Annotated in this window: 12 protein-coding genes; 6 read left to right on the top strand and 6 right to left on the bottom strand. The window is 41.2% G+C overall.

From position 1 onward, the window contains the following. Positions 1-89: 89 nt before the first annotated feature. Both BUA60_RS04105 and BUA60_RS04100 read right to left on the bottom strand, forming a co-directional pair. Positions 90-1,958, bottom strand: a complete 1,869-nt coding sequence (locus tag BUA60_RS04105) for a RagB/SusD family nutrient uptake outer membrane protein (RefSeq protein WP_072860429.1) — start codon at positions 1,956-1,958, stop codon at positions 90-92. A 12-nt stretch (positions 1,959-1,970) separates the two neighbouring features. Continuing rightward, positions 1,971-5,222 (bottom strand): SusC/RagA family TonB-linked outer membrane protein, encoded by a 3,252-nt coding sequence (locus BUA60_RS04100; RefSeq protein WP_072860428.1) that lies wholly within the window; start codon positions 5,220-5,222, stop codon positions 1,971-1,973. Between the two features lie 492 nt (positions 5,223-5,714). Here BUA60_RS04100 and BUA60_RS04095 point away from each other — a divergent pair, with 492 nt between their 5' ends. From BUA60_RS04095 to BUA60_RS04070, 6 genes are all read left to right on the top strand, one after another. Continuing rightward, entirely contained in the window at positions 5,715-6,086 is a 372-nt protein-coding gene (locus BUA60_RS04095) for a VOC family protein (RefSeq protein ID WP_072860427.1), read from the top strand. After that, on the top strand, positions 6,079-7,269 hold the full coding sequence (locus BUA60_RS04090; protein ID WP_072860426.1) for a serine hydrolase domain-containing protein: 1,191 nt from the start codon (positions 6,079-6,081) through the stop codon (positions 7,267-7,269). Before BUA60_RS04095 ends, BUA60_RS04090 begins: the two co-directional genes overlap by 8 nt. 136 nt (positions 7,270-7,405) lie before the next feature. Then, positions 7,406-8,854, top strand: a complete 1,449-nt coding sequence (locus BUA60_RS04085) for a sulfatase family protein (RefSeq protein WP_072860425.1) — start codon at positions 7,406-7,408, stop codon at positions 8,852-8,854. 158 nt (positions 8,855-9,012) lie between these two features. Then, positions 9,013-9,309, top strand: a complete 297-nt coding sequence (locus tag BUA60_RS04080; RefSeq protein WP_072860424.1) for a putative quinol monooxygenase — start codon at positions 9,013-9,015, stop codon at positions 9,307-9,309. Positions 9,310-9,390: 81 nt separating this feature from the next. Further along, positions 9,391-10,497, top strand: a complete 1,107-nt coding sequence (locus tag BUA60_RS04075) for a Gfo/Idh/MocA family protein (protein ID WP_072860423.1) — start codon at positions 9,391-9,393, stop codon at positions 10,495-10,497. Between the two features lie 142 nt (positions 10,498-10,639). After that, complete coding sequence (locus BUA60_RS04070) at positions 10,640-11,650, top strand: amidohydrolase family protein (protein ID WP_072860422.1); 1,011 nt, start codon at positions 10,640-10,642, stop codon at positions 11,648-11,650. A gap of 256 nt (positions 11,651-11,906) precedes the next feature. Here the strand turns inward: BUA60_RS04070 and BUA60_RS04065 are convergent, their stop codons facing one another. From BUA60_RS04065 to BUA60_RS04050, 4 genes are all read right to left on the bottom strand, one after another. After that, the gene (locus BUA60_RS04065) at positions 11,907-12,428 is read right to left on the bottom strand and encodes a hypothetical protein (RefSeq protein WP_072860421.1); all 522 of its coding nucleotides are present in this window, start codon (positions 12,426-12,428) and stop codon (positions 11,907-11,909) included. 70 nt (positions 12,429-12,498) lie between these two features. After that, positions 12,499-12,777: a FoF1 ATP synthase subunit delta/epsilon gene (locus BUA60_RS04060; protein WP_072860420.1), complete on the bottom strand. Its 279-nt coding sequence runs from the start codon at positions 12,775-12,777 to the stop codon at positions 12,499-12,501. Positions 12,778-12,855: 78 nt separating this feature from the next. Further along, positions 12,856-14,364, bottom strand: a complete 1,509-nt coding sequence (atpD, locus tag BUA60_RS04055; protein ID WP_072860419.1) for a F0F1 ATP synthase subunit beta — start codon at positions 14,362-14,364, stop codon at positions 12,856-12,858. Positions 14,365-14,698: 334 nt separating this feature from the next. Further along, entirely contained in the window at positions 14,699-16,426 is a 1,728-nt protein-coding gene (locus BUA60_RS04050; RefSeq protein ID WP_072860418.1) for an SGNH/GDSL hydrolase family protein, read from the bottom strand. Between the last annotated feature and the right edge of the window lie 19 nt (positions 16,427-16,445).

The raw sequence follows: 16,445 nt of genomic DNA, 5'->3' as shown, positions 1-16,445 counted from the left end.
AATTGACATAATGTTCCTAAAATAGGAATAACCCCGCACATAAGTGCTAAGGGTTATTCAATATAATTGTTAATTAATATCTATTGTTACTAATAACCCGGATTCTGGATTATTGAAGGATCCTTGTCTATTTCTTCTTGCTTAATAGGCATAAAATAAACATGATCTTGCCAAATTCTATTCTCAAAAACAATATTTGTGGGCCTGTAGACATAGTTAAATAGGGAGGTATCCTTTCTGTAATCCGTTACAGTGGTTCCCGGCTTTTGAGTGGCCTGAATCAATATCTGCTGTACCTGTTTATTCAAGGATTGTGGACCTTCCAACCAGCGTTTCATATCAAAGAGCCTGGCATCTTCATTTACCAATTCCTTATCACGTTCCCTTTTGTAGAGTTCCAACAATGCCGAACCGGATGCCGTTACCGCTGGCAGGCCATTTCTAAATCGGAGTTTGTTCAACCATGTAATGGCTTCCCCTTCTTCCCCTAGATTAATATTGGCCTCCACATAGTTCAATAATACCTCGGTATATCTGATATATGGTGCATCTACTTTTTGAAGATCGTTGGGCCAAGATGCCGGAGTCCTTGGATCCGAAAATTTCCTGAAATAATACCCAGTTCTGGAACCGTTCCAATCCTCAATAGGACCTTGGCGGGTATCCACTCCGTTAATAATGGTACCATCGGACAAGGTGTAATAACCTGTTTGAAGTTCATTGAATTTATCGAATTTAACAACGTCATCGGTTCTTTGCTTCCATGGTCCGCCATCATAAAGGAAGGTAGAATAGAAACGAGCCTCACGATTGTCATAGGGGGCTGCGGCATGCGCAGGATTGTCCCAGTTAAACTTGGTGCCGTCCGCAAAATCGTATTTGGAAACCAAGGCCTCTGTAGGGGTTGTTCCTGCCCATTCATGATACCCATTTGGGCCATGGTACAAGGCCACCATTCCAGGTCCTTGGGACCATCCGTCCCCTCCAGGATAGGTTCTGGAACCAAATCCAAATTCCTCTACCAATCTTCCCCAAATGAAATCTTGGTTCTCATCTCCCTGAAGCCAAATATCCTCATAATTTTGAATGGCCTCCTCCTGGGAAGCAGGAGCAGTATAATCCAATTTATATCCTGTAGTAGCATCCAACAAGGCTTTTGAAGCCACTTTGGCCGCTTCCCATCTTTGCAACTGAGAACCACTGGTCCACCCTATTAATTCCGGATGGGCATATGAGGCTATGGTTGAAACCCCAGAATTCTTGGAGGGTTCGTACAAATCACTGGCCACATGGGTCAACACTCTGGACTTCATAGCCAAAGCAGTAATCTTGTCTGCCCTTGCAGGATCTCTCGGAGCATCTTCCAATAGATCTATTGCCTGGTCCAAATCCGATAAAATTTGGCTAACGGTTTCCGCAAAGGTAGCCCTAGGGTTGTTTGCTTCGCTCTCCAAGGTCAAAGGCTCCAAAGTTAAAACCACACCACCGAACTGTCTCATTAATTGGGTATAAAAGTAGCCTCTCATAAAATAAGCTTCCCCAAGCAATCTATTTACCAACGCGGCCTCCATCCCTGCCTCGTTGAGGGTAAGTTTTTGGATAGCGTTATTGGCACTTCTTATAAAGGGATACAATTGTGGCCAACTAAACCATTGCATGTCCATAAAGTTTCCTGCAGGGTTCATTTTACCTTCGGTATAGCCATCCACTCCCCTACCTGGGTGCGTAAAAACGGCCTGATCCGTAAAGGCATCCGTAGTCTCCTCACGGGTAAGGGTACCTGCCCATGTTCCTTGATACAGATCCAAAACTGCGGCCTCCGCAAGTTTTTGATCCGACCATACACTCGCATCCGCCACTTCACTAAGTGGGGTAGTTTCCAAGAAATCCTCGTTACATCCCACAAAAAGAAATCCGAAGGCCAACAAGGCTGTAATTTTTAAAACATTCTTCTTCATCTTTATATTTTTTTAAAACGTTAATTGCAATCCGGTCATAATAGTTCTCAACATGGGGTATGCACCACCATTATTGACAGCTCCTCCTGTGGCATCTCTAGTATTTCCAACATTTACCCCGTTTTGGGTAACCTCCGGATCAAATGGAAAGTCGGTAATCGTAATCAGGTTGGTCCCTGATAAGGAAATACGCAAACTTTTAATTCCAAATTGTTTTATTAAGTCCTCATCCACACTATAGCCAAACTCCAAGGTTTTTAACCGGAAAAAATCCCTGGTTATTAGATAGGCATCCGTTTGTCCAGAATACCATTGGTCACCACGATCCGCCAACCTTGGGCCATAGGCATTTGGGTTATCCAAAGACCAAGCACGATCACGAACATCACGTTGAACGTTGGCGAGCGTACCGGACATAAAACTCCACTCGTACGTATTGTATCCACCGGCCGAACCTGTCCAATACATATTGAAGTCCAAGTTCTTATAATTAATGGCCGTATTCCATCCAAATTGGGTATCCGCAAAGGCACTTCCTCCTACTCTGGTCTTGTCCTCTGGTCCTATTTTTCCATCACCACTAATATCCTGAACTCTAGCATCACCAGGTTTTAACAAAGGAGTTACCCCACTGTAATCCAAGGTTTCGGCATCAATTTCAGCTTGGGTACGAAAAACCCCATCGAACTTATAAAGAAGTGGTCTTCCTATCTCTCCGCCAGTTTCACGTTGCCATGGACGGTCATCTAAATCCGGCTCATCAAAGAATACCAATTTGTTATTGGAATCACTGAAGTTAAAGGTTAGGTTATAGCTGAAACCGGAATCATTTGCCCCGTTAAGTCCCATAGTTATCTCGTAACCCGAGTTTTCGAATTCCCCTATGTTTATCGCTGGTGCTGCAATACCACTATATTCCGGCAATGTTTTTAATGGTGTGGTCAAAATATCCGATCTGGAATTCTTGTAGACATCCAGACCTAGTGTTAATTTGTTGTTCCACGTTCTCAAGTCAAAACCAGCGTTTCTTGAGGTGGCCGTTTCCCAAGAAATATCGGGATTTGCCACTTTACTCTCATATGCCGTAGTATAAACAGGACCTAAACCTGTAGCCGACAATTCGTATGTTGCAATATACTGAAAAGGTTCCACATTATCATTACCCAACTGCCCCCAAGAGCCTCTTAACTTAAAGAAATTAATAAAAGGCAATGCTTTTTGAAAGAAGGGCTCTTCGGAAACTACCCAACCTGCAGATACTCCTGGGAAAAATCCAAACCTGTTATTTTTAGGGAAGAGGTAAGAACCGTCATATCTAAACAAGCCCTCTAGTAAATATTTATCCTTGTAGGTGTAATTTAGACGTCCATAATAGTTTAAACGAGCGGTCTCATAACCATTTCCAAAGCTATTTTGCCCCTCATTTCCCCCTAGGTCCAATTGCGCTAGATCACTGGAAAGGAAAAACCTCCTAAAGGCCCCAAAGAAACTTTGTTCGGATTCTTCACGGGTAACCCCTCCAAGCAATTTAAAGTAATGGTCGCCTAAATCCAATTCATAGGAAGCATTCAAAGATGCCGTAAAATCGGTTAGAGTGGTATGTTGCTGGTTTAAACTTGGATCTCCCGGACCACGTTGGGCGGCTGTTAAACCCGAGGAATTCCGGTTTACACCATCCCAAGTATAAAGTGTCCATGGACGATTCCAAAGCTTATAATCGTAATTCATTTTATCATAAGAAATGGTACTCATCAACTGTAGGCCTTCCACTCCTGGGACGTCAAAAGTGACCCCAATATTACTCTGTACGTAATTGGTACTATTGTCTACATATCCAGGACCATCCGTAACCCTTATGGCTGGGTTATTCCCATTTTCGATATCAGGACCATATTCACCTGTTGGCCAGAAAGCTGGGAACCATGGATATTGCCTTACCAAATCGTTGAAAACATTCCCTGGCGAATTGGTAGCTGTATAATTCTCTTCCTGTCTTGAATAAAGACCTACATTTAAACTTAAATGATCATTGATCTTTGCATCTAGATTTAATCTAAGATCATATTGTGTATACCCTTTTGGGGCATTTTTGAAGTTAACATCCTGTCTCAAGTGGCCTAAGGAGGCAAGATATTTAACATGCTCCGTACCTCCGGAAACCTGCAGGTTCTGGCGCTGAATAGGCGCCCCCCTTGTAGTAACTTCCTTCATCCAATCGGTATCTGGATATAACCATGGGTCAGTTCCTGCTGCCGTCTGTTGAATTCGATCTGTCGTAAAAGTAGGGTTCACTACCTCACCATTATCCGATCTAGTATAAGGAGCTCCTCGTCCGGCATGGGCAGCTTCCCATTCACCTACGGGTAATTTATACACATTAAGTACGTTTACCAAATCCATATATTCCGCACCCTTTAACATGTCAGGGGTAGTGGTGAAACTTTGCAAACCGTAATTACTGGTGATCTTTACTTCTGGTGCACCCACTTTACCGCGTTTGGTAGTTACCAAGATTACCCCGTTCGCTGCCCTTGCTCCATAAATGGCCGCAGAGGCATCCTTAAGTACCGAGATACTTTCAATATCGGCAGGGTTGATCCTTGTGATACCACCTGCTCTATCAGGAATACCATCAATGACCACCAAGGCAGAGGAGTTATTAAAGGTATTGGTACCCCGTACCCTTATACCCGTATTTTCCGCTCCGGGAGCTGCATTCCCCGTATCAATGTACAGACCTGCCACCTTACCGGCAAGTGCTGTTCCCAAGTTGGGTGACGAAGACTTTTCAAGTGCTTCACCACCTACCGTAGCCACAGAACCTGTTAAAGTTGCCTTTTTCTGTGTACCATATCCTACGACCACCACTTCTTCCAACTGGCTAGCATCCTCTTCCAAGGTTACACTTATAGTAGATTGGCCATTAACGGGCAACTCCATGGTTTTATAACCTATGTAGCTAAATATCAGAACCGCGTTATTTGCTACTCCTGACAGGGTGTAATTCCCATCAAAATCGGTTTGGGTACCATTGGTTGTACCCTTGACCACAATACTGGCCCCGGGCAATGGTCCGTTGGCATCGGACACCACCCCTGAAATAGTTTGTTGTACTTCAGCCAAATTAATTGGCTCGGTCCTAAGGTTTGCAAATGTCTGCACACTGCACAGTGCCATGGCAAACATCAAAACCAAAAGCTTTCTTCTGAGCTTCCCTCTTTGAATGATTTCCGTTTGGACAGAAATCCAGGTTTTTTTCTCCATAATGTTAATTGTTTAGTTAGTCAGTTAGTTAAAAGCGGTTTAACAAATTATCATTATCCAGTATTTCAAAATTGGCGTATAGAAGTCCCCAAAACAAAATGTCATTTAACCTTCGAAACAAGGCATTTTTCGATAAATTCTGTGGAAATCCTATTATTTCAATAATGAATATTAAAATTAAAGCCATGCCACTTCAACTTCGATTTTAATTCAATAAATAATAACCGTAGAAAAAACGCTTACTTAGCAAATATATAAATTTTATTAATCTTTTGTTAAGATACCATAAATTTATGTTAATAAATAATGTTATATGTTAATGTTTTAACATATAAATTACGGACATAAATCCCTATAAGCCCAGAAAATACGGGCGACAACCCGTTAAATGCAGTATCCCAAAAAAAACCTATCTTAGTGCAGTAAGGCAAAGTACCGCCCAATTCCCCCAAAACATCTTAAAATAAATTGTTACACCATAAAACCATCATTATGGAACTAGGAGCATTTTCGATTAGTTTGGCCGTAAAGGACTTAAACATATCCAAAGAATTTTATGAAAAATTGGGGTTTACCGTGTTTGCCGGGGACCTAAAAATGAATTATCTGATCATGAAAAATGGAAATGCCTTGGTAGGTTTGTTCCAAGGAATGTTCCCAAAGAACATCCTTACCTTTAATACGGGATGGGACGAGAATGCCGCTGCGTTATCCTCTTTTACCGATGTTAGAAAAATTCAAGCCCACCTAAAAAATAAAAAACTAAAATTGGACCAAGAAGCAGACGAAAAATCAACCGGACCTGCAAGTATTATGCTCACCGATCCCGATGGTAACCAGATTTTGATAGATCAACATGTTTAATCTGAAAATTGGGCCGTTGGAAATGTTCCTTAATTCAATCCTAAAGAATACCCAACAGAAGAAAAAGTATTTTATTTTAATTCTTTTCCTATATGCCTTTAGTGGGTGTACAGATGAAAAAGTCGCTTTTAACGGTCAAAAAGATTATAGCCAACACATCACGGAACTCCAGGCCAAATATATTTTTGCGGAAACCAAAGAATTCCCCAATAACACCCAGTTGGCCATTGCCATTTTACACAATGGAACTACCAACTTTTATGGAATAAAACGTGAGAACGATACTGTTTTCTCTATTGATAACCATGACAGTGTTTTTGAAATTGGCTCTATCTCCAAAGTATTTACCGCTACGCTTTTGGCGGATATGGTAGTGAACCAACAACTAGGCCTGGATGACAATATCAACGATTATTTGGAATGGCCGCTTAAAGGCGATGTTAAAATCACCTTTAAGCAGTTGTCCAACCATACCTCAGGACTGCCAAGACTACCCACCAACCTGCCCCTAGATTCTGTAGACCTACAGAACCCTTATAAAGACTATGATGAACAAAAATTAAAACAATATTTAACCCAGCATCTGCAACTGAATCAAAATCCTGGGGAAAAATCCGAATATTCCAACCTAGGGGTAGGATTATTGGGTTTTATGTTGAGTAAAATAGATAGCACATCCTATGAAAACCTACTCCAATCCAAAATTTGCACAAAATACAAACTGGTCCGCACTACGACGGATAGGGACCAAATTAGGTCCCAATTGATCAAGGGTCTTGATGAAAATGGAAATGAAACTCCAAACTGGGATTTGAATGTTTTGGTGGGCGCTGGCGGAATACTATCATCGGTAGCCGATCTATCAAAATTTGCACAAGCACAATTCAATGATTCCGATCAAATATTATCATTGACAAGAAAAGTTTCTTTTAGTCTGGAGCCCAATAAAGCCGAGATGGGCCTGGGATGGGCCATTCAAAAAGACATAGGTAAAAAATTGATTATGCATAGCGGTGGTACGGGAGGCTACAGATCCAATATTGTGCTTAATATGGTGAACCAAAATGGGGTAATTATTCTTTCCAATCTATCCGCCTTTCACAAAAACAATATGAACATAGACAACCTTGGTATTCGCTTATTGAAGACCCTTGACAAATCCAATACAATTGTCCAACAATAGGAAATATAGTAATTCATCCAGACCACTGGTAAAATAGCATTTTCACTGCTTGATAGCTTTGTATATTTTTAAGTCCCCGTCCTAAAAAAAAATTGAAAACCTGCTTATTAAATTTTCTAAGTCAACCGCAAAAATTATGAAGCATTTTTTTATCCCAATACTCTTATATCTGTCCGTCTACAGTACGGTCTATGCACAAAAAGAAAAGTTGAACATCATTGTCTTTATAGCCGATGATGTTAGCTGGGACGACATTGGTTGTTACGGGAATACACAGGTCAAAACTCCCAATATTGATAAACTTGCTAAAGAGGGGTTAAAATTTGATAATTTCTATTTAACGGCAAGCTCATGTAGTCCCAGCAGAAATTCCATAATTACAGGGAGATGCCCCCATAATACTGGAGCAGCCGAATTACATACCTCCCCTCCTTTGGACATGGTTTCCTTTCCGGAAGTATTAAGGAACAATAACTATTATTCCGTGCTGGCCGGTAAATTCCATATGGGCCCTTATGCCCGACGTGGATTTGATGTGATGTACGAGGGCCATAAAGACAACGGTGATGGGGGCGAGGAAAGTTGGGTTAGCTCCCTAAAGAAAAGACCTAAAAACAAACCCTTTTTTATGTGGTTCGCATCCTATGATGCCCACCGGGAATGGGGTCCCAATGAATTTTCGGGAACACACCAACCCAGCCAATTACAACCTCCATTCTATTTATCCAATGGAGACGAAACCAAAGCGGATCTAGCCAAATACTATGATGAAATTAAAAGATTCGATTACTATATAGGAGAAGTGGTCCATGAACTGAAGACACAAAAAGAGCTGGACAACACCCTAATAATTATTATGTCGGATAATGGACGACCCTTCCCCCACAGTAAAACAAGGGTGAATGATCGAGGCATGAAAACTCCATTTGTCATGCATTGGCCCAATGGAATAATAAATAAAGATGTTAGTAGTGAGAGCCTGATAAGTGCCGTGGATATTGCACCCACACTTTTGACTCTCGCAGGCATTGAAAGTCCCGACCAATTTCAGGGCCATAGTTTCGCCCCACTTTTAATAGACCCGGAGCAACATTTTCGCAACTATCTGTTCGCGGAGCACAATTGGCACGATTATGAAGCACATGAACGTATGGTCAGGAACAAGAATTATATGTATATCTTAAATTCGAGACCTATGCAACCACAAAACGGGCCGGCAGATGCCGTTGGCAGTCCTTCCTTTAAGGAATTGGAAATTTTAAAGGATCAAGGGAAACTTTCTGCCATACAGGCCGATGTGTTTATGGTGCCAAGGCCCTATGAAGAACTTTACGATTATAGTCGGGACCCCCTACAATTACTCAATGTAGCCTCCTTGCCCGAGTACGCCGAAACCCTGAAAAGTATGAGAGAAACCTTAAACCAATGGATGAATGAAACTGGCGATAATATCCCGGAAAACCTTACCAAGGATTGGTATCTAAAAGAAGCCGGATTAATAAAAACGGAATTTCATAATATAAGGGGAGAAATGCCAGGTGAAAGTTTAAACGCCACAAAAAATAACGCAAAAGGGGTGTTCTAGACCAAACCCCTGACCAGTCCCATACTCCCCATAAATACAGAAAGCAAATGTTCAAATGTCATTGTCATGATTCCACCTATAAGTGCCAAAGAATATATAATAGCCTTCCCCATGCCCCAGAAGTTCCATATATTTAAAAAATAAAATTCAATTTAAAAATGAGCAACAAGCAATTGACCATCACGGCCAGTATTTTGGCAAAAACCGAAAAGCGAGAATTTGTAAAGCAAGCCCTATTAAAACTTATACCTCCCACCCTAAAGGAGGAAGGCTGCCTAAATTATGATCTACACCAGGACAATGAAAACCCAGATCGTTTTTTCTTTTATGAAAATTGGGTCAGTTATGATCATTGGCAACAACACAACAACAGTGCACATATAGCAGCCCATAAAAAGGCTACCGAAGGGGCCGTAATAGAGGTAGTTATAGGACAATTAACTCCAGTTAGTTGAATCTTTTGCATTTAAAAATGTAGTATCTTTCAAAGACCACGGTAAGTTTATTTACTGTGGTCTCTTAGTAACTATATAACCATGAAAAACACCTTTACACTATCCCTTTGTGTTATTTTGTTGACGCTTACGAGCACTTTCGCACAGAAAAAACCAATAAAATTGGGAGTTGTAGGCCTCACCCACGGACATGTTGGTTGGATTTTAAATAGGGAGGCAAAGGAAGATGTGGTCATGGTAGGTATTGTGGAAACCAATCGTGATCTGGCACAGCGCCTATCCAACAAGCACGGTTTTCCTATGGAAATGGTGTTCAATTCCATGGAGGAAATGATTGCCGCCGTAAAACCCGATGCAGTGGCAGGCTTTGGAAATATATACGATCATTTGGCCATAGTTGAAACCTGCGCACCAAAAGGTATCCACGTTATGGTAGAAAAACCCTTGGCCGTAAGCTTGGAACATGCCAAAAAAATGGAGGTATTGGCCAAAAAACACCAAATACATTTACTAACCAATTATGAGACCTCTTGGTATCCCACCAATGTGAAGGCCTATGAACTGCTACATAAGGGAACTATAGGGGCTCTAAGAAAGGTAATCGTGAGGGACGGACATAAAGGACCGAAAAAAATAGGGGTAAGTGCCGAATTTTTAAATTTCCTAACCGATCCCAAGCTCAATGGAGGTGGTGCCATCATGGACTTTGGCTGCTACGGTGCCAATCTCATGACATGGATCCAACAGGGCAAAAAACCCAATTCCGTTACCGCGGTAACCCAACAATTACAGCCCGAAAACAACCCGAAAGTAGACGATGATGCCACCATAATACTTACCTATGACACTGCCATGGCCATACTGGAACCCTCATGGAACTGGCCCATTGGCCGTAAGGATATGGAAATCTATGGGGAAAAGGGTGCTATATATGCCGATAATAAACATGACCTGCGACTTCGTATTTCGGAAGGATACAGTGGTTATGATGAGGAAATTTTTAAACTGGGGGAAAGGGATGCCCCTTATGACGAACCCTTTGCCCTGTTGGCTTCCGTAATTAGAGGTGAAACTATCCTGGAAAGGTACGACCCCTATTCTCTGGAAAACAATATGATTAGCATGGAAATTCTGGACGCCGCCGTAAAGAGTTCAAAAACAGGACGTACCGTACAACTAAAAAATTAATTGCCCTCCAAAAAGCGTATCGGTAAATAAAATTATTTGTATCTTACTGTACATTAGGTTCATATACTCCACACTCTCTTCCCGTTTAGCATAAATATCCTTTATGCGCCCATTATTATGTTAAATTCTAAAGCACATAGAAATGAGGTTTACAACTCTTTTGCCTATGGTACTTTTAGCCATTACAGGTTTTTGTCAGGAGAAACTCCCCATATTGGATATGCATTTGCATGCCCTTCCCGCTTCTCAAAACGGGCCACCGCCCAACGCCATTTGTGCTCCGCCGGAAGAAATGCCCGTTCATGATCCTGCAGAATCGTGGGCCGAGGGCTTCAATGAATATCTCAAAAATCCCGACTGCAAAAATGCCGTTTGGGGAGCTACTTCAGACAAAGAACTTATGGACAAAACCCTGGAGATTCTAAATAAGCATAATATCTATGGAATAACCAGCGGGTCCTTGATAGATGATTATATAGCCGTTGGTGGAGATCGTATAATACCAGCATTACATTTCAATTTTTTTATGTCCGATAAGACGCCTGAAAAAGTACGCGAACTCCTGTCGTCTGGAAAATACAAGGTATTTGCTGAAGTAGCCATCCAATATAATGGTGTTTCGCCCAGTGACCCAAGATTTGATCCTTATGCCCAAATTGCCGAAGAATTGGACATTCCCATAGGAATACATGTGGGCACCGGACCTCCAGGTGCCGCCTACCTACCCGGTGTTGGGAATTACAGGGCTAAACTTCATAGCGCCATGGTAGTGGAAGAACTTCTAATGCGACATCCAAAACTAAGAATCTATTTAATGCATGCAGGGTATCCCATGATAGACGATCTCCTAGCCGTTCTTTGGACGCATCCACAGGCATATGTTGATATTGGTGCAATTTGTTTCGCCATCCCCAGAAAAGCATTTCATGAATACCTAAGGCGCATATTCGAGGCAGGTTTTGGAAAACGGGTCATGTTCGGGTCCGACCAAATGAATTGGCCAGAAACTATTGAAGTTGGAATAGAGGCTGTCAACACCGCAGATTTTCTTAATTCCGAACAAAAACGAGATATTCTATATAACAATGCCGCTAGATTTTTACGGCTAAGTGATGAGGAAATTGCCATACACCACGGAAAAAAAACGAATTAACCCATGGGCTTTGCCTATATAAACCAAATAGCATTACACTGCCCAATGTTTTCTTCATTTTGGGCGTTCCCTCCTTCGTCGGGCGGGCCCTTGGCTATATCCCTTGCGTTGCTTCGGGGATGCCGCCGCGGTCCCTAACGCATATCATAAGACTAAGAGATACCACTTGTGAAGTTGCATGTTTCTAGGAGGGAATACTTAGAAAAAATTTAGAAATAGAACCAACATCCAATCGAAATCAAAACACCACCCAAATCTAAAGATCTACCCACTTAAAATCATTGGACACAGTTGCATCCAGCAGATCAACATTTAAAGTCTTGGCCGTAGTTTCTCCCATGGCAAAGGTGGTTCCCAGGTCCAAGCCCTCATAAATGGTAAAGCTTCTGTTCCCCTTTACCCACAAATTAACTTCATAGGTATACGATTTATTTTCCTTTAATTGTCTAAAAACGGATACATATTCTATTTTGGGCAAGGATTTCCATCTCCCTAAACCTAAAGGTCCTACCCGATATTCTTCCTTATATTTTTGATTTTCAAGATCGAAGAAAATGCTCTTTATATTGGAAAATATAATTCCCTGTGCCATACAGGCCGTAGCAACATAAAATACACCAAAATTTCGGCTGTTATCCTTTACGTCTGAAGGAACAATTTCGTATCCAAAAAAGAACATGGCCAGTAAGATAATGGCCAAGGTGTAAAAAACCGAAGCTATCAAGGTCTGCCATAATGGCCTTACCCCCTCAGAAATTATAATTTTGCTCTTACCCATTAGCCTAAAATAACAAAAGCCATACGAAACGTACGGCTTTTGCTTAATTTATGAATGGCATTATATATTGTTAATCTGCCAGTACAATTACTTTGTTGTTCTTCATTTCAACAGTACCACTGCTAATTTCAAGGATAGTGTCGCCATTCGAAGCTTTGGAAAACTTGTCTCCATAAACCTCGTCCAGTACTATATTACCCTTTATCCTTACCTTTCCTTCTTGTAGTAGGGAAACGATAGGGGCGTGGTTGTTCAACATTTGAAATTCACCATCTACGCCAGGTACCGTTACTGCTGTTACCTCTCCTGCAAATAATGTTGCTTCCGGTGATACTATTTCTAGATACATATATTTATCGGTATTTCGTATTCAGCAGTCAGTATTCAATTAAATCTTGTTAATCGTTACTGATTGCGGTCTACTCATTTACGCTTCAGCAAGCATTTTCTCTCCAGCTTCAATAGCTTCTTCTATGGTACCTTTAAGGTTAAAGGCAGACTCTGGAAGATGATCCAACTCACCATCCATAATCATATTAAATCCTTTAATAGTTTCCTTAATATCTACCAATACTCCAGGGATACCTGTAAATTGCTCAGCTACGTGGAATGGCTGTGAAAGGAAACGTTGTACACGTCTTGCCCTACCTACGGCCAATTTATCCTCTTCAGATAATTCTTCCATCCCCAAGATGGCAATAATATCCTGAAGTTCTTTATATCGTTGCAATAACTCCTTTACCCTTTGGGCACAGGCGTAATGGTCTTTACCTAAAATTTCGGCGGTCAAAATCCTAGAAGTTGAATCCAAAGGATCCACAGCAGGATAGATACCCAACTCCGCAATTTTACGAGACAATACGGTAGTAGCATCCAAGTGGGCAAATGTAGTTGCCGGAGCTGGATCCGTTAAATCATCCGCAGGTACGTAAACCGCCTGTACGGAAGTAATGGAACCTCTTTTGGTTGATGTAATACGCTCCTGCATGGCACCCATCTCAGTTGCCAAAGTTGGTTGGTAACCTACCGCTGATGGCATACGTCCCAAAAGGGCCGATACCTCAGAACCAGCTTGGGTAAAACGGAAAATATTATCTACGAAGAAAAGAACGTCTTTTCCTTGTCCCTCACCTGCACCATCACGGAAGTATTCCGCAATTGTCAATCCAGACAAGGCCACACGTGCACGGGCTCCAGGAGGTTCGTTCATCTGTCCAAAAACGAATGTCGCTTTGGAATCCTTCATTACCTTTTTATCTACTTTGGATAGATCCCATCCGCCTTCTTCCATAGAGTGCAAGAAATCATCTCCGTATTTTATAATTCCTGACTCCAACATCTCACGAAGTAAATCGTTCCCCTCACGGGTACGTTCCCCTACTCCTGCAAATACTGAAAGTCCACCATGTCCTTTTGCAATGTTGTTGATCAATTCCTGGATAAGTACGGTTTTACCAACACCCGCACCACCAAATAAACCAATCTTACCACCCTTGGCATAAGGCTCTATCAAATCGATTACTTTAATTCCAGTAAACAAAACTTCGGTAGAAGTTGATAAATCCTCAAATTTAGGGGCATCCCTGTGAATTGGAAGACCATTTTTACCGGCTTTGGGCAAATCCCCAAGTCCATCAATAGCATCTCCAATTACATTGAACAAACGACCATAAACATCATCACCAATTGGCATCTGGATTGCGCTTCCTGTTGCTTCAACGGCAACTCCCCTACTTAACCCATCTGTTGAATCCATAGAAATAGTCCTGACCGTATTTTCACCAACGTGGGACTGTACTTCCAAAATCAACTTGGAACCATCTTTATTAACGATTTCCAAAGAATCATAGATCTTGGGAAGGTCCGCTCCGGACTGAAATTCAACATCAACTACCGGGCCGATGATTTGGGAAACTTTACCTGTAACTTTAGACATTACTTGAGTATTTACGTTTTACTGTTATCTTTAAAATAAAAACAGCGCGACATACCGCTTTGTTTTTAAGGCTGCAAAGATATGTTTTCCATTCTTAAAAAGAAATTGTTTTTTTAATTTTTATGGAAGAACTCAGGTATCCTTTTTCCATTTGCTAAAAAAACATGCTTTCCACCCCTTTATTAGCTTTTTCTCCTTTCTTAGCTTTGCTATGCAACACGAAAAAAATTTCAAATAATAACCAATATTAACTTAAACTCAGAAAATTAAAATCAATTATACAAAAAAAGCACCTTTAATAAGGTGCTGTATTTCTGTTTTAATTAGCTACATTTTATTGAAGTGTTGAAGAATAATTTGTTGGGTAGTCGCCTATATCCAATAAAGAACCTGATGCCTCAAAATTTGAACCATAAGTAACATCTATCGCTTTCATAAATTCATTGGCTATCAAAGCATAACCCCTGGCTGTTGGATGAACACCATCTAGAGAAAATGCCCCTCCCCTGACCAATTCGGACGTTAAGATAAAATTACCACTGGTAACTCCTCCATCTGCCAATTTGCTCATTAAAGCATTGGCGTCCACCAAACCTAAACCTGCTTGAGTAGCAGTTGCTGCTATGGTTGTATTAAATGCAGTCGTTGCCGCTGCAATCTCTGCTTGTTCACTTGGCAATAAAACCCATTTATCAGCTAATGGTAAAGACACCCCTTCTACTGAAAATTGTCCAGCCAATGCTTGGGATAGTCCCTGGGACATTAAAAATGCTACCGAACTGGTGTTTACCGTACCAATAATAGATGAACTAGGCAATACCAGCAAATCGTCTGCTGTAGCCTGCCTAGCTTGTCCGTAAGCTAAACCAAAAAGATCGGCTACCACTGGCGCGGCTTCAACTGGCAAACCAAATGATTGCACAAACGCAGGAAACGTAGGACTTACCTTCAATACTCCTGCAATTTGAGTTGATAAATTAATTAAGGATTCATCGTTAACCACAACCGCACTTGCCTCAGTCGTTGAAAAAACAATTTGTCGATCTGTTGCGTTTGGAATTCCTTGACTCTCCAAATAGGCAAACACCTGATTCAACTGGCCAAATACACCATTTAACGTAGGTATTTGATCAGTATAAGATTGTAAACATTCGTCATTAGGGTCTAATGGATTATAGGGTACCGTTGTAAAATGTGGAATACTTGTTACATCAGGAATATTTGCCACTACACCTTTTGCCCCACCGGCCGTTACTGCCCCGATCAAGGTTGCATACGTTTGATTAAAACCAACTCCAGGTGCTCCATCCAATGGCGTGATGGCACTAGATCCGTCTCCGCCAGAAAGGGCATAACCCAAAACATCATTAATCCCGACCCAAAATGTAAAAAAGCTTGGTGATTGTGAAACAACATCGCCTAAAACACTAGCATTGGATTCTGAAGCCATTCTTATAAAATAAGGATTTGCTAGGCCTAAGGAAAGGTTTGCCAAGGCTCCATAACCTGGAGCTAATAGATGAAAACTTTTTGCACCAGGAACACCCATATTATTAAATGGCCCGGTTGGATTGTTTAATAAAAAATCTGTTGTAGAACTAATTGCTTGGGTACCGGAGTCGTTAGGATCAATTCCAAGGACAACAGGGCCAGTATTATCAGGGCATGCCGAATTGGTATCAGAATAAAAATAGAGCCTTGGAGCGAATAGATTTTTTCCAGATTGTGGATCTAAAACAGGATTTCCTCCTAATAAAAGTCCTCCAATATTATCATTCATCAATGGTTGGGAAAAATTACCACCGCCTACCAATGAAAATTTTTGCGACAATAGATTAGGAAAAGAATTTTGTTGTGATGCGACAAATAGTGCATTATCAGTGAAACCAGCCGTAAATGAATTTCCGATAGCCACATATTTGGAAAAATCAGCGGAACCAGCGGTCAATGCGGGCTTTGCCTCCTCTTCCGCAACAGCGTTCAAATCTACATCTTCTGGATCGTTACAATTAGTAAACAAAATCAGTGAAGATGCTAAGAATATATATTTTAAATTTTTCATGTCAAATTATGATTTGATT

Origin of the sequence: Arenibacter palladensis, from assembly GCF_900129275.1 — a bacterium.
Taxonomy (GTDB): domain Bacteria; phylum Bacteroidota; class Bacteroidia; order Flavobacteriales; family Flavobacteriaceae; genus Arenibacter; species Arenibacter palladensis.
This window is presented reverse-complemented; position numbering and strand designations above follow the sequence as displayed.